Origin of the sequence: Arboricoccus pini, assembly GCF_900187945.1 — a bacterium.
GTDB lineage: Bacteria > Pseudomonadota > Alphaproteobacteria > Geminicoccales > Geminicoccaceae > Arboricoccus > Arboricoccus pini.
In genome coordinates this window covers 247,768-266,464 of the sequence record NZ_FYEH01000001.1, presented here as the reverse complement: position 1 = coordinate 266,464, position 18,697 = coordinate 247,768, and the positions used below count along the sequence as shown (strand labels likewise).

18 protein-coding genes are annotated in these 18,697 nt (G+C 66.2%); 10 read left to right on the top strand and 8 right to left on the bottom strand.

Annotation, left to right across the window (positions count from 1 at the left end):
* Positions 1-10: 10 nt before the first annotated feature.
* From CFB17_RS01275 to CFB17_RS01255, 5 genes are all read left to right on the top strand, one after another.
* Complete coding sequence (locus tag CFB17_RS01275; protein WP_088559578.1) at positions 11-571, top strand: O-acetyl-ADP-ribose deacetylase; 561 nt, start codon at positions 11-13, stop codon at positions 569-571.
* Positions 572-653: 82 nt separating this feature from the next.
* A complete protein-coding gene (locus tag CFB17_RS01270; RefSeq protein WP_088559577.1) occupies positions 654-1,220 on the top strand; it encodes a macro domain-containing protein in 567 nt (188 codons plus the stop codon).
* Entirely contained in the window at positions 1,180-2,145 is a 966-nt protein-coding gene (locus CFB17_RS01265) for a sugar kinase (protein ID WP_243389658.1), read from the top strand. The genes CFB17_RS01270 and CFB17_RS01265 overlap by 41 nt, the downstream gene beginning before the upstream one ends.
* Entirely contained in the window at positions 2,142-3,056 is a 915-nt protein-coding gene (locus CFB17_RS01260) for a 2-dehydro-3-deoxygalactonokinase (protein WP_088559576.1), read from the top strand. Before CFB17_RS01265 ends, CFB17_RS01260 begins: the two co-directional genes overlap by 4 nt.
* Before the next feature lie 4 nt (positions 3,057-3,060).
* Positions 3,061-3,687: a 2-dehydro-3-deoxy-6-phosphogalactonate aldolase gene (locus tag CFB17_RS01255; RefSeq protein ID WP_088559575.1), complete on the top strand. Its 627-nt coding sequence runs from the start codon at positions 3,061-3,063 to the stop codon at positions 3,685-3,687.
* 6 nt (positions 3,688-3,693) lie between these two features.
* On the opposite strand, the gene CFB17_RS01250 is transcribed toward CFB17_RS01255, so the two are convergent.
* Entirely contained in the window at positions 3,694-4,479 is a 786-nt protein-coding gene (locus tag CFB17_RS01250; RefSeq protein WP_088559574.1) for a peptidoglycan-binding domain-containing protein, read from the bottom strand.
* A gap of 47 nt (positions 4,480-4,526) precedes the next feature.
* On the opposite strand from CFB17_RS01250, the gene CFB17_RS01245 reads away from it, so the two are divergent.
* From CFB17_RS01245 to CFB17_RS01235, 3 genes are all read left to right on the top strand, one after another.
* Positions 4,527-5,552, top strand: a complete 1,026-nt coding sequence (locus CFB17_RS01245; RefSeq protein WP_243389657.1) for a threonine aldolase family protein — start codon at positions 4,527-4,529, stop codon at positions 5,550-5,552.
* Positions 5,553-5,692: 140 nt separating this feature from the next.
* Entirely contained in the window at positions 5,693-7,132 is a 1,440-nt protein-coding gene (locus CFB17_RS01240; RefSeq protein ID WP_088559573.1) for an MATE family efflux transporter, read from the top strand.
* Positions 7,129-7,902: an EndoU domain-containing protein gene (locus CFB17_RS01235; protein ID WP_088559572.1), complete on the top strand. Its 774-nt coding sequence runs from the start codon at positions 7,129-7,131 to the stop codon at positions 7,900-7,902. The genes CFB17_RS01240 and CFB17_RS01235 overlap by 4 nt, the downstream gene beginning before the upstream one ends.
* Positions 7,903-7,961: 59 nt before the next feature.
* Here the strand turns inward: CFB17_RS01235 and CFB17_RS01230 are convergent, their stop codons facing one another.
* Complete coding sequence (locus tag CFB17_RS01230) at positions 7,962-9,002, bottom strand: alpha-E domain-containing protein (protein WP_088559571.1); 1,041 nt, start codon at positions 9,000-9,002, stop codon at positions 7,962-7,964.
* A gap of 2 nt (positions 9,003-9,004) precedes the next feature.
* Positions 9,005-10,564 (bottom strand): circularly permuted type 2 ATP-grasp protein, encoded by a 1,560-nt coding sequence (locus CFB17_RS01225; RefSeq protein WP_088559570.1) that lies wholly within the window; start codon positions 10,562-10,564, stop codon positions 9,005-9,007.
* A gap of 219 nt (positions 10,565-10,783) precedes the next feature.
* Here CFB17_RS01225 and CFB17_RS01220 point away from each other — a divergent pair, with 219 nt between their 5' ends.
* Both CFB17_RS01220 and CFB17_RS01215 read left to right on the top strand, forming a co-directional pair.
* Entirely contained in the window at positions 10,784-11,611 is an 828-nt protein-coding gene (locus tag CFB17_RS01220; protein ID WP_088559569.1) for an aldo/keto reductase, read from the top strand.
* Positions 11,608-13,875 carry an FUSC family protein gene (locus tag CFB17_RS01215; protein WP_133063808.1) on the top strand — a complete coding sequence of 756 codons (2,268 nt, stop codon included), beginning with the start codon at positions 11,608-11,610 and terminating at the stop codon, positions 13,873-13,875. Before CFB17_RS01220 ends, CFB17_RS01215 begins: the two co-directional genes overlap by 4 nt.
* Before the next feature lie 101 nt (positions 13,876-13,976).
* Here CFB17_RS01215 and CFB17_RS01210 read toward each other — a convergent pair whose 3' ends face one another.
* From CFB17_RS01210 to CFB17_RS01190, 5 genes are all read right to left on the bottom strand, one after another.
* Entirely contained in the window at positions 13,977-14,498 is a 522-nt protein-coding gene (locus CFB17_RS01210; protein WP_207761882.1) for a GNAT family N-acetyltransferase, read from the bottom strand.
* Positions 14,499-14,563: 65 nt separating this feature from the next.
* Positions 14,564-15,151: a GNAT family N-acetyltransferase gene (locus CFB17_RS01205; protein ID WP_088559567.1), complete on the bottom strand. Its 588-nt coding sequence runs from the start codon at positions 15,149-15,151 to the stop codon at positions 14,564-14,566.
* Between the two features lie 91 nt (positions 15,152-15,242).
* A complete protein-coding gene (locus CFB17_RS01200) occupies positions 15,243-16,379 on the bottom strand; it encodes a type III PLP-dependent enzyme (RefSeq protein ID WP_088559566.1) in 1,137 nt (378 codons plus the stop codon).
* A 115-nt stretch (positions 16,380-16,494) separates the two neighbouring features.
* Positions 16,495-17,925: a homospermidine synthase gene (locus tag CFB17_RS01195; protein ID WP_088559565.1), complete on the bottom strand. Its 1,431-nt coding sequence runs from the start codon at positions 17,923-17,925 to the stop codon at positions 16,495-16,497.
* 221 nt (positions 17,926-18,146) lie between these two features.
* Entirely contained in the window at positions 18,147-18,455 is a 309-nt protein-coding gene (locus CFB17_RS01190; RefSeq protein ID WP_088559564.1) for a hypothetical protein, read from the bottom strand.
* Between the last annotated feature and the right edge of the window lie 242 nt (positions 18,456-18,697).

Here is an 18,697-nt window from a genome sequence, read left to right as displayed (position 1 = left end):
GGAGCACTGGATGACACCGGTCGATCCAGCAATCTGCGACCGAATGAAGGTCGTTCTCGGCGACATCACCACCCTTGGCGTCGACGCCATCGTCAACGCCGCCAATGAGACCCTCCTTGGCGGTGGCGGTGTGGATGGCGCCATTCACCGTGCCGCCGGCCCGGACCTGCTCAAGGAGTGTCGCGGCCTGGGCGGCTGTCCGACGGGCGAGGCCAGGATCACCGCGGGCTATCGGCTGAAGGCCCCCTGGATCATCCACACTGTAGGTCCCGTCTGGCATGGCGGCCAGCAACAAGAGGACGATCTCCTGGCCGCCTGCTACCGAGAGGCACTTGGGCTGGCCGGGCAAAAAAGCCTGACCAGCATCGCCTTTCCTGCCATCTCGACAGGTGTCTATGGCTTCCCGATGGAACGGGCGGCACGGATCGCCGTGGGCTCGGTGGCCAAAGCACTGCCGCTTCTGCCTTTCGTCCGGTCCGTCATTTTCTGCTGCTTTGGCGAGCGCCAGCGTCGACTGCACGAAGCAGCGCTTGCGGCCCTTGGCTGCGAGCCCCTGGACACCCGACGTTAACCTAGCATTTAGACATGCTCGCTAGAATCGGCTCGGCACCCAGAGCAACGGTGACGCCGGACCAGCGAGACGAGCGCCTGTCTTGATCAGATTTCATAGCACCGGGTTCCAAGGCAGGCTGAAAGCGGTCTTCGAGGATGTCCGCTCGCTTATGGTCGATGCTGTCGTCATCGGCAGGCACGAGGATTTCGGCAGCGGCAACCGTGCCTACGAGGCCGTGCATGGCATGGCCGGCGACCGGCTAAGGGCGGCCTGCCGGCGGTTTGGCCGAATGCCGCGTGGCCAAGCCCGTATGACCCCTGCCTTCGGCCTGACCAGCAGGTTCGTCCTCCACACCGCCTGTCCCGTCTGGCGTGGCGGCGGGCGCGGCGAGAAGGATCTGTTGGCTGGTTGCTATGCCAGCTCCATCGAAGTGGCCGGGAAGGCGAAACTTCGCTCGCTCGGCATTCCCGAAATCGCCACAGGCATCTATTCATTTCCGCCGGAGCAGACAGCACGGATCGCGGTGCGCGCCGTGGCAAGCGCTATCGCCACAGCGCCCTCCCTGAAAGAAGTGCTGTTTTGCTGCTATAGCATCACGGCACTGCGGTTTTACGAGGCGGAAATTCTTGAGCTTGAACGCGAATGGGGCAGGTCCGGACAGCGTTGAGGCCGACCTCGATCTGGTGGCCATCGGCGAACCCATGGTCGAGTTCAATCAACGGGATCCGGCCTCGCCGAGCTTCCTGATGGGACATGGCGGCGACACATCGAACTGCGCCATAGCCGCCGCCAGGGCCGGCGCGCGCGTGGGTTATCTGACCCGCCTGGGCTGGGACATGTTCGGCGACCAGTTCGTGGAACTCTGGCGCCGGGAGGGCGTAGATTGCAGTGCTGTCGGGCGCGACGAGAAGGCGCCGACCGGCATCTATTTCGTCACCCACGGGCCCGATGGCCACGCCTTCACCTATTATCGGCGCCATTCGGCCGCCAGCCTGATGTCGCCCGAATGGCTCCCCATGGGGTACATCCATCGCGCGCGACTGCTCTATGTCTCCGGCATCAGCTTTGCCATCAGCGAGTCCGCCTGCGACACGATGCTGGCCGCAATCGACACCGCCCGCCTGGCCGGCCGGGAAATCGCTCTCGACACCAATCTTCGTCTCGGCCTCTGGTCGCTGCCGCGGGCCAGGGCCATCCTGGCCGAGGCCGCCCGCATGGCGAACATCCTCAGGCCCAGCATCGACGATGCGAGGCTTTTGACCGGTCTCGAGAACCCGGACGCGATTGCCGATCATTATCTGCGCCTCGGTGCGCGGATCGTGGCCTTGACTTTAGGGAGTGCCGGCGCGCTGATCGCCACCGGCCAGCATCGCGTGCGCCTGGAGCCGCATGCCGTGGCCTGCGTCGATGCCACGGGGGCTGGCGATACGTTTGGCGGCGCCTTCCTTGCCGCCCATCTGCGCGGTGCCGATCCGTTTACGGCCGGGCGCTTTGCCAATGCCGCGGCGGCACTAGCAACCAGGGATTTCGGCGCGGTGGCACCAATGCCGCGACGCCGCGAGATCGAAGCCTATCTGGATGGCCAGCCATGACCGGACCCGCCTTGATCGCACTCGACTGGGGAACGACGAGCCTTCGCGCTTATCTTCTTGCCGATGACGGCCGGATACTGGACCGCCGCCAGGCAAAAGCCGGCATCCTGCAGATCGAGGGCGGCCGCTTCCATGCGACGCTCGAGACCCTGATCGCCGCATGGCAGACGGCCCATGGCAGATTGCCACTGATTACCTCGGGCATGATCGGCAGCCGGCAGGGCTGGGTCGAGGCTCCCTATCTGGCCTGCCCCGCCAGTCTGGACGGGCTGGCGGCCCGGCTGGTCGTGGTTCCCTTGGGCGATGGCGGCAGGCTGCACGTCGTCCCGGGGCTTGCCGTGGAAGGCGATCTGCCGGACGTGATGCGCGGCGAGGAGACCGAACTCGTGGGCCTGGGGGCCATGCAGGATGGCGGCCTCTACGTGCTGCCTGGCACGCACAGCAAATGGGTCCTGGCGCAGGGCGGCAGGATCGAGGGCTTCAAGACCTATATGACGGGCGAGATCTTCGCCGTGCTCAAGGACCATTCGATCCTGGGCCGGCTGATGAGCGAGGGACCGGCCGACGAAGCGGCCTTTCTCAAGGGCGTCGATGTCGGGCTTGAGGCGGATGATAGGCTGGGCGGCCTTCTCCACGCGGTGTTCTCGGCCCGCACCCTGCCCCTCATGGACCGCCTGCCCGCAACCAGCGTGGCACCCTATCTCTCGGGTATCCTGATCGGTGCCGAGATCCAGGCCGGACGGAGCGCCCATGGCGATCGCACGGCGACGCTTGTGGGCGGCGGCCCGCTGGTCGATCTATATGCCCTGGCCATGCAGCGCGCCGGGCTGGCGTTCACCTCGACGCCGGCCGATGCCGCGGCAAGGGGCCTCTTTATCATTGCCGGTGCGGCCGGCCTCATGGGACGCTGAACCGATGGACCTTTCAAGCTTCCTCTCTCCCCTGCCCCTCGTGGCGATCCTGCGCGGCGTCCGCCCTGACGAGGTGGAGGCAATCGGCGACGCGCTGGTGGAGAACGGCTTTCGCATCCTCGAAGTGCCGCTGAACTCGCCCGAGCCGCTCTTGAGCATCGAGCGCTTGGCAAGGCGGCTCGGGTCCGAGGTCCTGGTCGGGGCCGGAACGGTGCTCTCGCCCCGGGCCGTCATCGAGGTCGAGGCGGCGGGCGGCCGGGTCATCGTGATGCCGCATGCCGATCTCGAGGTGATCAGGGCCGCCAAGGCCAGGGATCTTCTGGCCCTCCCGGGCATCGCCACGCCGACCGAGGCGTTCGCCGCCCTGGATGCCGGGGCCGATGCGCTGAAGCTCTTCCCGGCCGAACTGGTCCAGCCGCCAGTGTTGAAGGCGATGCGCGCCGTGCTGCCAGGCACCGCCAGGCTCTTCCCCGTGGGCGGCATCACCGTCGAGGCCATGGCGCCCTTCAAGGCGGCCGGCGCCAGCGGCTTCGGCCTGGGCTCGGCCCTCTATAAGCCCGGCCTGGATGCCAAGGCGGTCGCCAGCCGGGCCCGGGACTTCAAGGCCGGCTGGGAAGCCCTGGTCGGCTAGACGTCGTTAATTGGCGCCGCTTTTGCCACCGGCATTGCCGCTTGTCCCGGCTGCCGGAGGGGCGCCCGTCGGCGCGCTGACGTCGGCAAAGAGACGAAAGAGAGTCTCCTGGTCGGGGAGGCCCGACTTCTTGATCCCGGCCTTGGCCTGAAAGCTCTCGAAGGCGGTCTTGGTCTTGGGGCCGAAGCTGCCGTCGGACGTGCCTGTGAGCATGCCTTCCTTGATCAAGGCATCCTGCGCCTGCTTTAGGACCTCGGGAAAGACGCGCACGGTCTGATCGCCGCTCTTGGCCTCGATCGGCTGACTGAGGTTCGAGAGCCGCGTCGGCATGAAGGAGGCCATCAGCTTTTGCGCCACGGTCGCCAGCGGCTCTTCCGCATGCGTGTCGCAATAGCCGGCGATAATGCTCAAAAGAACACCCTCGCGCTGCCACGGCGCCACGTCATAGACGTCGTTGTTGAAGGTGTTGAAGGCTGTGATGTAGCCGTTCAGCCAGCTGGCGATCGGCAGGACCTTCTCCTCGCCCTGCTTGGCAGCCGCGCTGAAATCCTTGCAGCGATCAAGCCCGAATCCCTTGGGCAGATAGCGCCCTTGCGAATCCGCCGCCATGGCTGAGGTCGCGACGCCGCCCAGCGCTATCGCCAGGGCCAGAGAGGTCAGGGTCTTGCGCAATTGGAACATCGATCGCATTGCATCCACATATGTCAGAGCGCCGCAACGTAGTCGAAAGCCGGCCGCCGCGGCAATGGCGGGCGGCCGCAAGAGCGGCCTGTCGGTCGAAGAGTTTTTCATGCGCCCCGCCCACGACAAGGGGCGGGCCCGCCATTTGGGGACGAGACTTGCAAGAACCGATCGATCTCTTCAGCGACACCCGCACCAAGCCCACCAAGGCGATGCGCGAGGTGATGGCGACGGCCTTGGTCGGTGACGAGCAGGTCTTCGAAGATCCCTCCGTCAACGAGCTCTGCGCCCGAACAGCCGACCTCCTGGGCAAGGAACGGGCCATGTTCCTGCCGTCCGGCACGATGTGCAATCAGATCGCCATCGCCGTCCGCTGCCGGCTGGGCGAGGCCGTCTATCTCGACTGTACCGCCCATCCCCTCACAGCCGAGGCCGGCGGTCCCGCTGCCCTGGCCGGCGTCATCCTGGCGGCACTGCCCGGCGAACGCGGTGTCTTCACCGGTCCGCAGCTCGAGGCGGCCTTGGCCGGCCCCAACCGCAACAAGCCTCGCGCGCGCCTGGTCTCGGTCGAGCAGACGAGCAATTTCGGCGGCGGCCGCGTCTGGCGCCTGGATGAGTTGGATGCCGTCTGCAGCGTTGCGGCCAAGGCCGGCGTGGGGACCCACATGGATGGTGCTCGCCTGATGAACGCCGTCGTCGCCTCGGGCGTTCCGGCCGGCCGGCAGGTCAGGGATTTCGACACGTGCTGGCTCGATTTCAGCAAGGGGCTGGGCGCGCCGGTCGGGGCTGTCCTCGCGGGCTCGGCGGATTTCATCGAGGAAGCCTGGCGCTTCAAGCAGATGCTGGGCGGCGCCATGCGCCAGGCCGGCATCCTGGCCGCCGCCTGCACCTATGCGCTCGATCATCATGTGGAGCGCCTGGCCGAGGATCACGAGAACGCGAGGCGCCTGGCGGACGGACTGGCAACGATCAAGGGCATCACGCTCGATCCGGCGACCATCGAGACCAACCTCGTCTTCTTCGAGATCGAGGGCGATGCCCAAAGCTTCGTTAAGGCCCTGGCGAAGGAAGGCATCCGCATGGGGGCCATGGGGGCCCGCATCGTGCGCGCCGTCACCCATCTGGACATCGACAAAGCCGGGATCGACAGGGCGATAGCCGCGGCCGCGCGCGTACTCGCATGAGTTGATTGGCGATGCCGGCACCAGGCTTGCAGGATGCCCGGCAAGGCCGGTCGACCACACCGCCTCTCGCCGGGAGCGCCATGCTCGGCTAGAAGGCCGCCTAAGAGCCAAAAGAAAGCTCGGGCTTTACTGGTAGAAGAATGGACATCGTACGGGGGATGCCCGACAGGCGGGCATCGACCGGTGCTTGGCGCGCCGAGTTCGGCGCCATGCTGGCACTGGCATGGCCGCTGGCGCTGACACAGTTCGGCCAGCTTTTGATCCACAGCACGGAAGTGCTGCTACTTGGGCGTCTCTCACCCGAGAAGCTGGCCAGCGCCACGCTTGCCTGGAGCCTGTTCCAGCCGGCCTTCATGGTGGCGATCGGGGTCGTTCAGGCGACGGCCCCCCTGATCGCCCAGGCGCGCGGTGCCCGTGACCTGCGCCGGGTCCGCCGGGCGGTACGGCAGGGACTTTGGGTCTCGATCAGCCTGTTCTTGCCGCTGGCGCTTCTTCTCTGGCATGCCCGGCCGCTCTATGTGGCCCTGGGCCAGGATTCGGCACTCCTGGACGACACGATGACCTATCTGCGTGTCGTCCTCTGGAGCCTGCCTTTCGGCGCCGGCTTCATCGTGCTGCGCTGCTTCGTCTCGGCCTTTGGCCGAACGCGCGCCATTCTCGTCATCACGGGCCTGGCGGTACTCTTCAATCTGGCACTCAGCTACGCCCTGATCTTTGGCCACTTCGGACTGCCGCGCCTCGAGGTGCTGGGTGCCGGACTGGGGGCCCTTGCCAGTTGGGCGCTCATGTTCCTGGCCCTCCTCGCCTATTGCCTCCGCCACCGTGTCTTTCGCCGATTTACCCTGCTCGGGCGCTTCTGGATCCCGGACTGGCAGAGCTTTTTCGAGATCTGGCGCCTGGGCCTGCCCATCGGCGGTGCCCTTCTGATGGAGACCAGCATCTTTGCCGCCTCCACTTTGATGATGGGACAATTGGGAGCGGTCGACCTCGCGGCGCATCAGGTAACGCTGCAGATCGCCGCCACGTCCTTCATGGTACCGCTGGGGATCGGCATCGCCGCCACCATCAGGATCGGCATCGCCGTCGGCCGGCGCGACGCCGATGGCGTAAGGCTGGCCGGCTGGAGCGCCGTCCTGATGGGCTTTCTCTTCATGGCCGCCATGGCCCTCCTGTTCTGGCTCAAGGGCGAGTTGCTGGTCGGTATTTTCTTCGATCCCGACACACCGGAAGCGAGACCGTCCCTGGCCCTGGCCCTGGCCTTTCTTCACATCGCCGCCTGGTTTCAGCTTTTCGACGCGCTGCAGACGATCGGCATCGCCGCTCTTCGTGGCCTGCGCGACACAACGATCCCCATGTGGCTGGCAGGGCTTGGCTATTGGGGGGTCGGCCTGCCCGCCACCTTGATCCTCGGATTTCAGACGCCGCTGGCTGGTCGCGGGATCTGGATCGGCCTCGCCATGGCGCTAGGCGCCGTTGCCATCGCCATGACGTTGCGCTTCCATTTCCTGACGCGCGGCCTCAGGCTGCAGGCGAGACTGGATCGCCTGCCGGGAATGGCCGGCGCAACGAGGCCGTTATGAGATCGTTCGTTGGTCGCTGTCTGCTCCTCCTCCTTGTGGCCTGGCCGGGCATGGCGCTGGCCCGGGACGGACTTTTGCCGTTCTTCGACACAAATGATGCCGGGGCGAGCGACCCCTCGCCACCACCGCCGCAGCTGACCCCCTTCGATCGCGCGGTTCTCGAGGTCTGCGGCAACTGGGGCAGCACCCCTACCGCCAGCCGATTTCGCGCCATGCTGGACGAGCCGGCACTGGCCGCCGGCGTCGCCGCCATGGCGACGCTGGCCATGCCGCGCGCCGATCTCGACCACTTCAAGGACCGGCTGACCCGGGCCTGGTTCGCTGCCGGCGGCTTCGAGCACGTCTTTTGTGGCCAGCCCGGACGCCGCACCGTCGGCGGCCTGCATTTCGCGCCGCGCTATCTCGAATTGCAGGAAGAAGGACTGGCGGGACGCCTGCCGCCCGCCGCCTGCAACCGTACGGAGATCGTGCCGCCAATCTATACGATCGGCATGGTCTATGCCCTGCCCGGCTCGCCCGGCCGGTTCCGCGCTTGTCCCAAGGGCTACGCGCTGGGCGTCGACGCGGCAACTCTGCTGGCCTCGGGTCTGAAAGCGCTCCTCGCCGAGGGACGAGACGGCATGTGCCTGGCCCCCCTTCGGACCGACGACGGCACAGCGCTGCAGGCGGTCTTCGTGGCAAGAAGGGGTGCTATTCGCACCTTCTACCCGGATGCCACTCCGCATTGCTCGAGCGGCAGCCAGAACGGCACCTGCCGCTGCGGCGGCTAGGCAGCGGCAACGGGCCGGGCCGGGCCGGGCCGACCGGCGTCCACCGCCCGACCGCGACGTCAGCCCTGGTGCTGCTGCAACGATCCCGCCGTCTGGCTCTGGCTCTTGTCCGCCGCATGGTCCTCCGCCTCGGGCTGCGGCAAGGCCTCGTAACCGAAGAAGGCGCGACCCAGAATACCGCTGAGATCGTTCAGGCTTCGTTGCAGCCAGTCATTGAAGCGGTGGATGCCGCCGCCGCGCAGGATGGCCAGGACATTGTCGACGTTGAGATCGTCGCGGATGCCATCCAACTGCTCCAAGGCAGCACCTACCCGGCGCAGCTGGTACTGGCGGCGCAGGCGGCCCAATTGGACTTCGACGATCTGCAGCTCGCAGGCTACCGAGCGGGGGAAGCAGGGGTCGCTCAAGAGGAAGAGGGCCACGTGCTCGGGATCCATGCCGCGCGGGTGGCGGCGGCGAAAGGCCTGGTAGCCCGAGGCCGAACGGAGCAGCGAGGTCCAGTGGCTGGCCTCGACCGGCGAGACGGTCTCGCTGGGGTCGCGCTCTTCAAAGCTCAGATAGCGAGAATCCAAAAGCCGCGTCGTCTGGTCGGCGCACTCGATGGCGGCGCCGATCTGGTAGAAGCACCAGGCCTCGTCCCGATAAAAGGTACCGAGCGTGATACCCGCATGCGTATCGCAGCCTTCCTTGATCATCGAGCAGACGCGATTGAGGCGCTCCTCGGTGATGTCGACCTGCCTGAGCGCGCGAGCGCGGTTATAAAAGACGTTCAGCTGGACCCACATCTCCGTGGAGATCAAGGGCCGCAGCGTGCGGGCATTCTCTCGGGCGAAGAAGATGTCCGAGACGATCGAGGTCGGGTTCTCGCGATCGAGGATGTAGAAATTGAGCACGCTCGGCGCATCGGCGACCTCGTAGCGCTCGAAGAAGCGGGCCTCGTCGGCGTTCAGGCGGAGGACCGCCGCCCAGTCATGGCCGCCCTTGATGTCGCGGGCGAAGGTTTCCTGCACGTCCAAGATACGCGCCAGATTTTCCGCCCGCTCGATATAGCGGGCCAGCCAGAATATGCACTCGGCATAGCGGGAAAGGAGGAGGCTCATGATCAGGCTCCTTGCGCCGGCAGGTCCGGGGCGCCGACGATCTGGTCGCCGCCGGCGGCCAGGATCTCCTCGCCCGTCCGGCCCGCTTGCGGGGTGGGCTGGCTATCATCTTCAGCCAGCACCCAGGTGTCCTTCGAGCCGCCGCCTTGCGAGGAATTGACGACCAGAGAACCCCGGCGCAAGGCGACACGGGTAAGGCCGCCCGGCAGAACCCATGTCGATTTGCCGGTGATGGCAAAGGGCCGGAGATCGACATGGCGGGGCTCGACGACGCCCTCCACCAAGGTTGGCGAGACCGAAAGATTGATGACCGGCTGGCTGATATAGTTGGCCGGATCCTCAGTGATACGGGCCCGTGCCTCGGCAAGCTCGGCCTGGGTGGCGCGAGGGCCGATCGTGATTCCATAGCCGCCGGATTCGCCGACCGGCTTGGTGACGAGCTCGGCTAGATGATCGAGCGTGAAGGCCAGCGCCTCGCGCTCGCGGCAGATATGTGTCTCGACATTATTCAGGATCGGCTCCTCGCCCAGATAATATTTCACGAGGCGGGGCATGTAGGCATAGACCGCCTTGTCGTCGGCCACACCGGTGCCGACCGCGTTTGCCAGTGTCACCGTGCCCTTGCGATAGGCCCGCATCAGCCCGGGCACGCCCAGGAGGCTCGAGGGCTCGAAGACCTCGGGGTCGAGGAAATCATCGTTCAATCGTCGATAGATGACATCGACGCGCCTGGGCCCGCCCACCGTCGACATGAACACGCGGTCCTTGTCGTCGACAAAGAGGTCCCTGCCCTCGACGAGCGGAATGCCCATCTCGCGGGCAAGGAAGACATGCTCGAAATAGGCCGAGTTAAAGATGCCGGGCGAGAGGAGGACCACCTGCGGATCCAGGACCTCCGCAGGCGCCACCTCGCAGAGCGCCTCCAGCAGGTGGCGGCCATAGTCCGAGACAGGGCGAATGGGCAGGCCGCGCATCAAGTCGGAGAAGGAGCGCATCATGAGATGCCGATTCTCGACGACGTAAGAGACGCCCGAAGGGGTACGCGCATTGTCCTCGAGGACATAGAACCGGCCATCGACGTCGCGGACGAGGTCGGTGCCGTTGATGTGCACATAGGTGCCAAGGGCCGGGCGGACTTCCGCCATTTCCGGCCGGAAATTGGCGTTGCCGAAGACGAGCTCTCCCGGGATGATGCCGTCGCGTATGGCGTGCTGCGGGCCATAGCAATCGCTAAGGAAGGCGTTGATCGTCGCCACGCGCTGGATGACGCCGGCCTCGATGACGCGCCAGTTTGTGGCTGAAATGACGCGCGGCACGACGTCAAAAGGCAGGATGCGGTCGATGGCCTTGCCGTCGGTATAGACCGTGAAGGTGATGCCCTGGTTGAACAGCTCGATCTCGGCCTCGGCCGCCCGCTGGCGCAGATTATCGAGGCCGGCCCGGTCGAAGCGGGCAAAGATCGCCGCGGCATGCGGGGCGCCTATCTCTGCCGAGCCGCACATTTCGCAGAAAAAGGAACCGGGATCATATCCCTTGAACGCGCCTGTCGCCGCGTGCGGCATCCGATCCTCCTATGTCGTCTCTTGGCCGCGAGGGGGCGGTCTTCTCATTCTCCAGGCAAGGACGGTGCCAAGCCAAAGCGCTAAGGGCAAGCGCCTAGCCTCGGCATAAGCCTGAGGCCAGCGGCTTTTCGCCGGGGCCGCCATTCCCTAGACTGGTCGAAGAAGTACCGGCGGTCTCGCTTGTGCCGCCGGTCCGAACGTGGGGTGGAGTTAAGGACCATGCATCTCGTGCAGGCCAATGGTGCCCGGATACCGGCCCTGGGCTTCGGCACCTGGGAGCTGAAGGGTGCGGATGCGGAGCGCATGGTGAGTGCGGCTCTCGACATCGGCTATCGCCATATCGATACTGCCCAATACTATGGCAACGAGGTCGAGGTGGGCCGCGCGGTGCGCAATTCCGGCCTGCCGCGCGCCGAGGTGTTCGTCACGACCAAGATCTGGCCGGACCGATTCCGCGAGGGCGATTTCGAGGTGGCGGTCGAGGAGAGCCTGGACCGGCTGCGCCTTGGCTATATCGACCTCCTCCTTTTGCACTGGCCGAGCCAGACCGTGCCGCTCGACGAGACGATGGCGGCCCTGGACGACGTCAAGGAGCGCGGCCTCGCCCGCCATGTGGGGGTGTCCAACTTCACCACCCGGCTGATCGAGGAAAGCCTGGATTCGCTCAAGGCACCGCTTGTCACCAATCAGGTCGAATATCATCCCTTCCTCAGTCAGCGAAAGCTCCTGACCTATCAGCGCCAGGAAGACATCGCGCTTACCGCCTATTGCCCGCTGGCGCAGGGCAAGGTCTTCGGCCACCCGGTGATCGCCGACATCGCCCAGCGCTACGGCAAGAACGAGGGTCAGATCGCCCTTCGCTGGCTCGTGCAGCAGGAGGGGGTCATCGCCATCCCGCGCTCCGCCAAGGAAGCGAATGCGCGGCGCAATTTCGAGATCTTCGATTTCAGCCTCGAGGAAGAGGAGATGCAGCGCCTCTTCGCCCTGCAGAACCCGCGCGGCCGGCTGGTCGAGAGCGAGCTGTCGCCGGAGTGGGACAGCGCGTGAAGTCAGCGCCGGACGATCCTGCCAGAGGCAGCGTCCGAGGGACGACAAGGGCGACAGACAAGACCGGCGCGCCGCTGGCGCTGCACGATCGGCCGCCGTCCTTGCCTGTCTATCTCTTTGGGCACCTTCGCCGGCGCCTGCAGGATGTGCTGCAGGCGGAAGACCCTGGCGGCGAGCGCATGACGCTGGGACTGCGGGTGCTGACGGCCTTCGTCCTGGCGGGTCTGGGCGGCAGCTTCGTCGCCGCGCGAACGGGCCAGGGCAATGCCATGGTCATACCGCCCGTGGCCGCCCTCTTTGCAGCCTTCGCCTGCATGCTGGAAGCCGGCCAGTCGCGCTTTGGCGCCTGCCGCGACATTCTCATCATGATCCTGGCAGGCACGGGCTCGGCCATCGTCGCAGCACTCATGCGTCCGCTCCTGCAGCCGATCGGTGCTCAGGGCCTGCTTCTCGTCGTCGCCGCCTTCATGGGCCTTTGGATAAGGCGCTTCGGGCCAACGGGTCACGGGGCCGGCGTCCTTCTTTTTCTGGGTGCTGTCTACGGGCTCCCGTTTGCCTTCGGCCCGGACCATGCGCGCTGGCTGCTCCTGGCCGGCATCATCGCCATGGCGGCCGCCATGACGCTAAGGCTGCAGGCTGGAACCTCGCAGGCGGATCTTCTCGTTTTGGCCAGAGCCAGCGTATTTCGACGTGTCGCCGTCAGATTGATGCGCGATTGCCGGGCCGCGCTGCACGACGTCAACGGCGATGCGCTGGCCAGAGCCGCCCGTCGGCGGGACGCGCTCCGAACGGCCTGGTCGGACCTGCGTGAGCTGGTCGAGAACGGCATAGCCCCCGATCATCCGAACCGGCCTCGTCTGCAGACGACGATCTATCGCCTCTATGTCCTGAACCAGGCGACGACGACGGCGGCCGAGGCCCTGAGCGGCCTTGCCGCCGACCTTGGTCACCTGGACACGCCGGCGCGCGCCAATGTCAGCCGCATGCTGCTCCGCCTCCAGCGCCTGGCCTCGGAGGCCGATCCGCCGCCGGCCTCAATCGAGGCTACCGAGGAGAGCATCACCAGCCTGCGGGCATTGGCGATCAAGACGCCTCACCTGCCGGCCACGCTCAGGCTCGATCTCCTGCGGCTGGTCTTCGCGGCGACCCGCATGGTGCGCGGCATAAGATCGCCCTTGGATCTGGGCGGGGCGACGATGAGCAAGCCGCAGGGTGGGCAGGCCAGCAGGCTGCTGCCCACGACCCGGGTTGCCATCCAGGGGTCGGCCGCTGCCCTTCTCATCGTCCTGGTCGACAGCATCCTGCACCAGTCCCACTCTTACTGGGCGATCGTGACGGCCGCCCTCGTCATGACGACGACGCTGGGCGACACTTGGCGGCGCGCCGTCCAGCGCGGCGTCGGCACGGCGATCGGCGTCATGATCGGCCTGGCTCTGGGTCCGCTTACAGACTACGCCCAGATCGTTATGCTGCCTGTCTTGATGATCGCCGTCGGCGTCTTCGCCATGAACGTCAAGAGCCGCTACGACGTTGCCTGCGGCGCCGTCGGACTGGCTGTCGTCCTGGGCCTGGAGGTCTTCCAGCAGGCCCCCCTGGCCGTCCTCTTCTCGCGCATCTGGGAGACGGGCTTTGGCAGCCTCGTCGGCATCCTGGTGGCCGCCACCGTCCTGCCGGTACGGCTGGCCGATCAGGTCCGCAGCCTGGCTACCGACGTCATCGGCCATGCGGCGGAGACAACGCGACGCGCCTTCCAGCGGCTGGAGATCGCCGAGACGGCGAGCGACCGATATGAGCGCACCGGGCCGGCCCTCCTGGCCCTTTGGGGCGCGGAGCGACTGCGTTTTCGCAACCTTGCCGACGAGTTCCGCATGCGACGGCGCGAGACGAAAGGCGGCCCGCTCCTGCTGGCAGCACTCGATTCGCTGGTCGAGCAGGTGGTGCTCCTGGACGACAATGCCACCATGCTGGACGCGGCCTTGCCGGAGAGCCTGGTTGGCATCGTGCGCACCTTGGACGAGCGCACCGAGCGGGCTTTCGCGGCCTTGGCGGCGCGGCTTGCGGGTGGCCCAGGCCCGGCCGTGCCGGCGATCGACGATCTGCTGCCCATGCTGGCCGAGGCGCTGCCCTTCGCCGAGGCCTCGACGCCCCAGGCCCAGGGCAATCTCGTGATCCAGGCGCAGATCCTCTACCACGCGCGCAAGATCCTCCAGTTGATCGGCGAGATCGTCCACGACATTGATCACGGCGCGCTGACGCCCGCCTAGGGGATCACGGCGCGCTGACGCCCGCCTAGGGGATCACGGCGCGCTGACGCCCGCCTAGGGGATCACGGCGCGCTGACGCCCGCCTAGGGGATCACGGCGCCTCAGTCGGGGCGACCGCTGCCAGGCGGATCGAGGAAAAGCTGCATGCAGGCGAGATCCAGCCAGCGTCCGAACTTGCGGCCGACCTCGGGAAAGGTCGCCACGCGCTCGAAGCCGAAACGCTCGTGGAAACGGATCGAGCCCTCGTTGGCCGCATCGATACCGGCGATCATGGCGTGCATGCCCATGGCCCGTGCCAGGGGGATCAGCGCCTCCATCAGGCGTCTGCCCAGGCCTTGCGCCCTGGCGTCGGCGCGGATGTGGATCGAATGCTCGACCGTGTAGCGATAGCCGGGAAAGCTGCGAAAGGAGCCGAAGCTCGCATAGCCGGCAATGCCGTGGCCGTCGCGAGCAACGAGGACGGGAAAGCCGTGGCGACGGCGTGCTTCGAACCATTCGATGCGGTTAGCGAGATCGACCGGCACCTCGGCATAGATCGCCGTCGAGCTCAAAAGCACCTCGTTATAGATCGCAAGAATACCCGGAACGTCGTCGAGCGACGCCTCGTCGATAATCATCGTCATCCCGATCCTTGCGGCGAAGTCCCTTGGCCTCGCGGCGGCCGATGTCGCAAGGCCGCCCGAGGGATTCAAGCATGGCCAACGACGTTGCTACCGGCAAGGCAGCGCTGCATCATCAAGACATCCACTTCCTCGAGGCCACCTTCCGGGCGAGGCCGCACGCCCAGGCCCGGGAAAAAGCCCACGGTCTCGAACCCGGCGTCACGGTGCAAAGCGATCGAGGCGGCGTTGCGGGCATCGCCGATGACGGCCACCATGCGCCGGCAACCAAGCGCCCGGCAGGCCTGGATCAGCTTCTCGAGCAGCAGGCTGCCGACACCCTGGCGCCTGGCATTGGCCGCCACGTAGATCGAGTTCTCGACGCTCAGGCGATAGCCCGCGCGCTCGCGAAAGGGGCGAGCCCAGGCAAAGCCCAAAACGCGGCCCTCCTCGCCCAGGGCGACGAAGGCCGGCAGGCCGGCCGTGCGCACGGCCTCCAGCCTCTGCGCCATCTCCCCCTCGTCGGGCAGGGGATCCTCGTAGGTGGAGGTCCCCGTGCTCACGCCGTGGCGATAGATCGCGGTGATCTCGGCTAGATGTTCGTCCCTGGCCTCGGCGAGGCGGACACGGACGACGGCAGCCGGGATGACATCCCCGGCCATGAAGGGCTGGAACATGGCATGAGGCACCAAAGGCGAAGGGCAGGAAGCTCGCCGGCTTCGGGCCGGCGAGCTCTTCTATTTTTGCGCGATGTCGGCCCCGGAAGGGTCAGACGAAATAGGCGCGCAGCGGCTCGAAACCATTGAAGTTCACGGCCGAGTAGCTGGTCGTGTAGGCGCCCGTGCTCTTGATGCGCACGCGATCGCCGATCGCCAGCGAGTCGGGCATCAGATAGGCGTTCTTCTCGTAGAGCACGTCGGCGCTGTCGCAGGTCGGGCCGGCCAGGATGACCGGCGAGGCGGTCCCGTCGCGGTCGGTCTCGATGGGATAGCGGATCGCCTCGTCCATGGTCTCGGCGAGGCCGCCGAACTTGCCGACGTCCAGATAGATCCATCGTCGACCGGCCGCGTCCCCCTTCTCGGCGATCAGGACGACTTCGGCCTCGATGACGCCGGCGTCGCCAACGAGACCGCGACCGGGCTCGGCGATGACGGCCGGAATACGGTTGCCGAAATGCCGCCTGAGCGAATCCCAGATGGCGGCACCGTAGGCGGCTGCGGCCGGGACGGCCTCGCGATAAAGGGCTGGAAAGCCGCCGCCCAGGTTGACCATCTTGAGCTCGATGCCGGCCTTCTCCTCAAGGCGCCGAAACAAAAGGGCGGCGCTGGCGACGGCCGCATCCCACTGTCCAGGATCGCGCTGCTGCGAGCCCACGTGGAAGGAGATCCCGTGCGGGACCACCGGCAGGGTTGCGGCCATCTTCATGAGCTCGAACGCCATATCGGGCGTGCAGCCGAACTTCTTGGAGAGCGGCCATTCGGCCCCCTCGCCTGAGGTGAGGATGCGGCAAAAGACCTTGGCGCCGGGCGCGGCACGAGCGATCTTCAAGAGCTCCGCCTCGCTGTCGAAGGCAAAGAGCCGGACGCCGAGCTCGAAGGCGCGCGCTATGTCGCGCTCCTTCTTGATCGTGTTGCCGAATGACAACGACGACGGATTGACACCGGTGGCAAGCGCCAGCTCGACCTCCGGCACGCTCGCGACGTCGAAGGACGAGCCCAGGGCGGCCAGGCGGTGAAGCACCTCCGGCGCGGGATTGGCCTTGACCGCATAATAGATGCGGGCATCCGGCAGGGCCTCGGCCAGGGCCCGGTAGTTCGCCTCGACGATGTCGAGGTCGACCACGAGATAGGGTGTGGCGGGACGAACGTCCTGCATGAAACGATCGAGCTTCGTAGTCGTGGTCATGGACAACCTCCGAAAGGGTAGGCGTTTCAGGCCATCCCCAACAGGGTGACAAAATTCAGGGGCGGGATTTCGGACCGAGTGCCGGTACCAGGGAAGGAGTTCTTAGGGAGAAGGTCTAAAGAACCCGTATATTCTTGAACTGCCAGGGATCGTCCTGGTCGATGTCCTCGCTGAAGAGGACGCCGCGTCGGTCAAGCGGCGTCCAGTCGCTATAGGCCCCCGTGACGGGCCCTAGATAGTTCCGCATCACCTCGAGAACACGGACATGGTCGAGCTCATCCGCTTCGACAATGCCTTCGGCCGGATTTTCGATCGCCCAGACCATGCCGCCCAGCACCCCGGCCGCGACCTGGAGCGAGGTGGCGCTGTTATGCGGTGCGAGTTCGCGGGCTTCCTCGATGGAAAGCTGCGAGCCATACCAAAAAGCGCCCTTGGCGTGGCCCATCAAAAGCACGCCCAGCTCGTCGATGCCGGAGACGATCTCTTCCATCATCAGGCGCTGTTCGGGCTGCTGCTGCCAGCCATTGCCCTGTAGTTCGTGCACCGAGAGCACGGCCGCGTCGCAAGGGTGGTAGGCATAATGCGAGGTCGGCCGGTAGACCACCTTCTCCCCTTCGCGCACCGTGTAGTAATCAGCGATCGAGATCGCCTCGTTATGCGTGATGAGGAAGCCGATAATGGGACCGGCCTTGGGCGTCCAGGTGCGCACCCGCGTGCTGGCCCCCGGGCGATTTAAATAGATGGCCGCGTCGCAGCCCATCGGGTGGCGGGCACCGTCGTGCGGCAGACCCTTCTCGTGCGTGCCCCAGCCCATCTCGGCCGGCTGGCAGCCCTCCGAGACGAAGCCGTCGATCGACCAGGTGTTGACGAACTCGCCCACGCGCTTGGGCGTGTTGCTGACCTGGGTGTCGCGCTCGGCGATGTGGACCGCCTTGAGCCCGAGCGCGCGCGCGAGGTCCGCCCAGCCCTCGCGGGTGGTGGGCTGCGTGTGCGAGGTGCCGGTATCGCGGGCGACGATGAGAAGGGCCTCTTTGAGAAGCTGGCTCACCATGCCGGGATTGGCACCCTGTGCACTGACCGCCGTCGGGCCTTTGCCGAGCTCGCGGCGCAGCGCCAGCATGCTCTCACGAAGTGCGTAATTGGAACGCTCGGACGGCGTGAGGCTGGGGTCGAAATAGGCCCCGCCCCAAGGCTCGACCACCGTGTCCAGGTAGAGGGCACCCTTCTCGCGGGCGAGCAGCATCATGTCGACCGACGAGACGTCGACCGAAAGATTGAGGAAGAAGTCGCCGGCCGAAAGATGGGAACCTAGGAGGTCGCGATAATTCTCGCGCGTGACCGCCTGCTCGATGAAGGTGATGCCAAGCTCGGCTGCGACATCGCGGCCACGGCTGTCGGCGGTGACGATGGTGATCCGATCGGGCGAGACGTCCAGATGACGAAGGATCAGCGGGAGGACCGCCTGGCCGATACTGCCACAGCCGACCAGCAGCAACTTGCCCTTCAACTGGGCGAATGTCTCGTGCCGGGTCGTCGCTTGGCTCATCAATCAGTCCTCGTGCGGCCGCTGCGGCCTCTGGCGTTCGCTTCAAGATGTCCCGCCTACCGGCGGGCACGTCATCAGGTCGATCCGTACCTGGAAAATATCATCGTTTCATGGCGAGCCCGGAGCCGCGCGTGCCTTTCGAGCACGGAGCCGCCCCGACACGCCGTCGGGCTATGTCGGACTCGAGGGATGCGGGCAGACGCGGATGCCCTGGTCCATCCTCAGTTCGCCACCGCGGCCGTCGACTCTGCGGCGGCGCGCTGTGCATCGATGCCGACCACGCCCTCCAGCCGCTCGAGCCTGGCCTCAATCGCCTCTCGCCATCCGGCGGCGGTGGCAGCCGGCAGCCGCGACGGCGCATCGGCAAGGGCGGCCTCAACCACCTCGCTCAACCATTGGCCAAGCGTCTTGCCTTCCGCGCGCGCGGTCTCGCTGGCGGCCCGCTGCAACGGTACCGCGACGCCACGGACGGTCCAGCGCGACGCGCTCTCCATCCCCGGCTTCAGCGTCCGTTTCGCCTTCTTCGCCATCAAGCTCTCTTCCTTTACCTCCCCGCATCACCAGCGCCGCCGGCTGCCGCTTGGCAGCCACGGCAGACGCGTGCCGTTGGGGATGGCTCATATAGAGGCGGCAGACATGGCAGACAAGAGCTTTATGGGAAAAATCAATCACGAGCCGCCAAGCGAATGCAAGATAAGCATTTCAGCTTGTATTCATGGCCCGTTCGCCCGGTCCGGCGCCGATCACGATGCCGCGCCTCAGGAACCGGCCG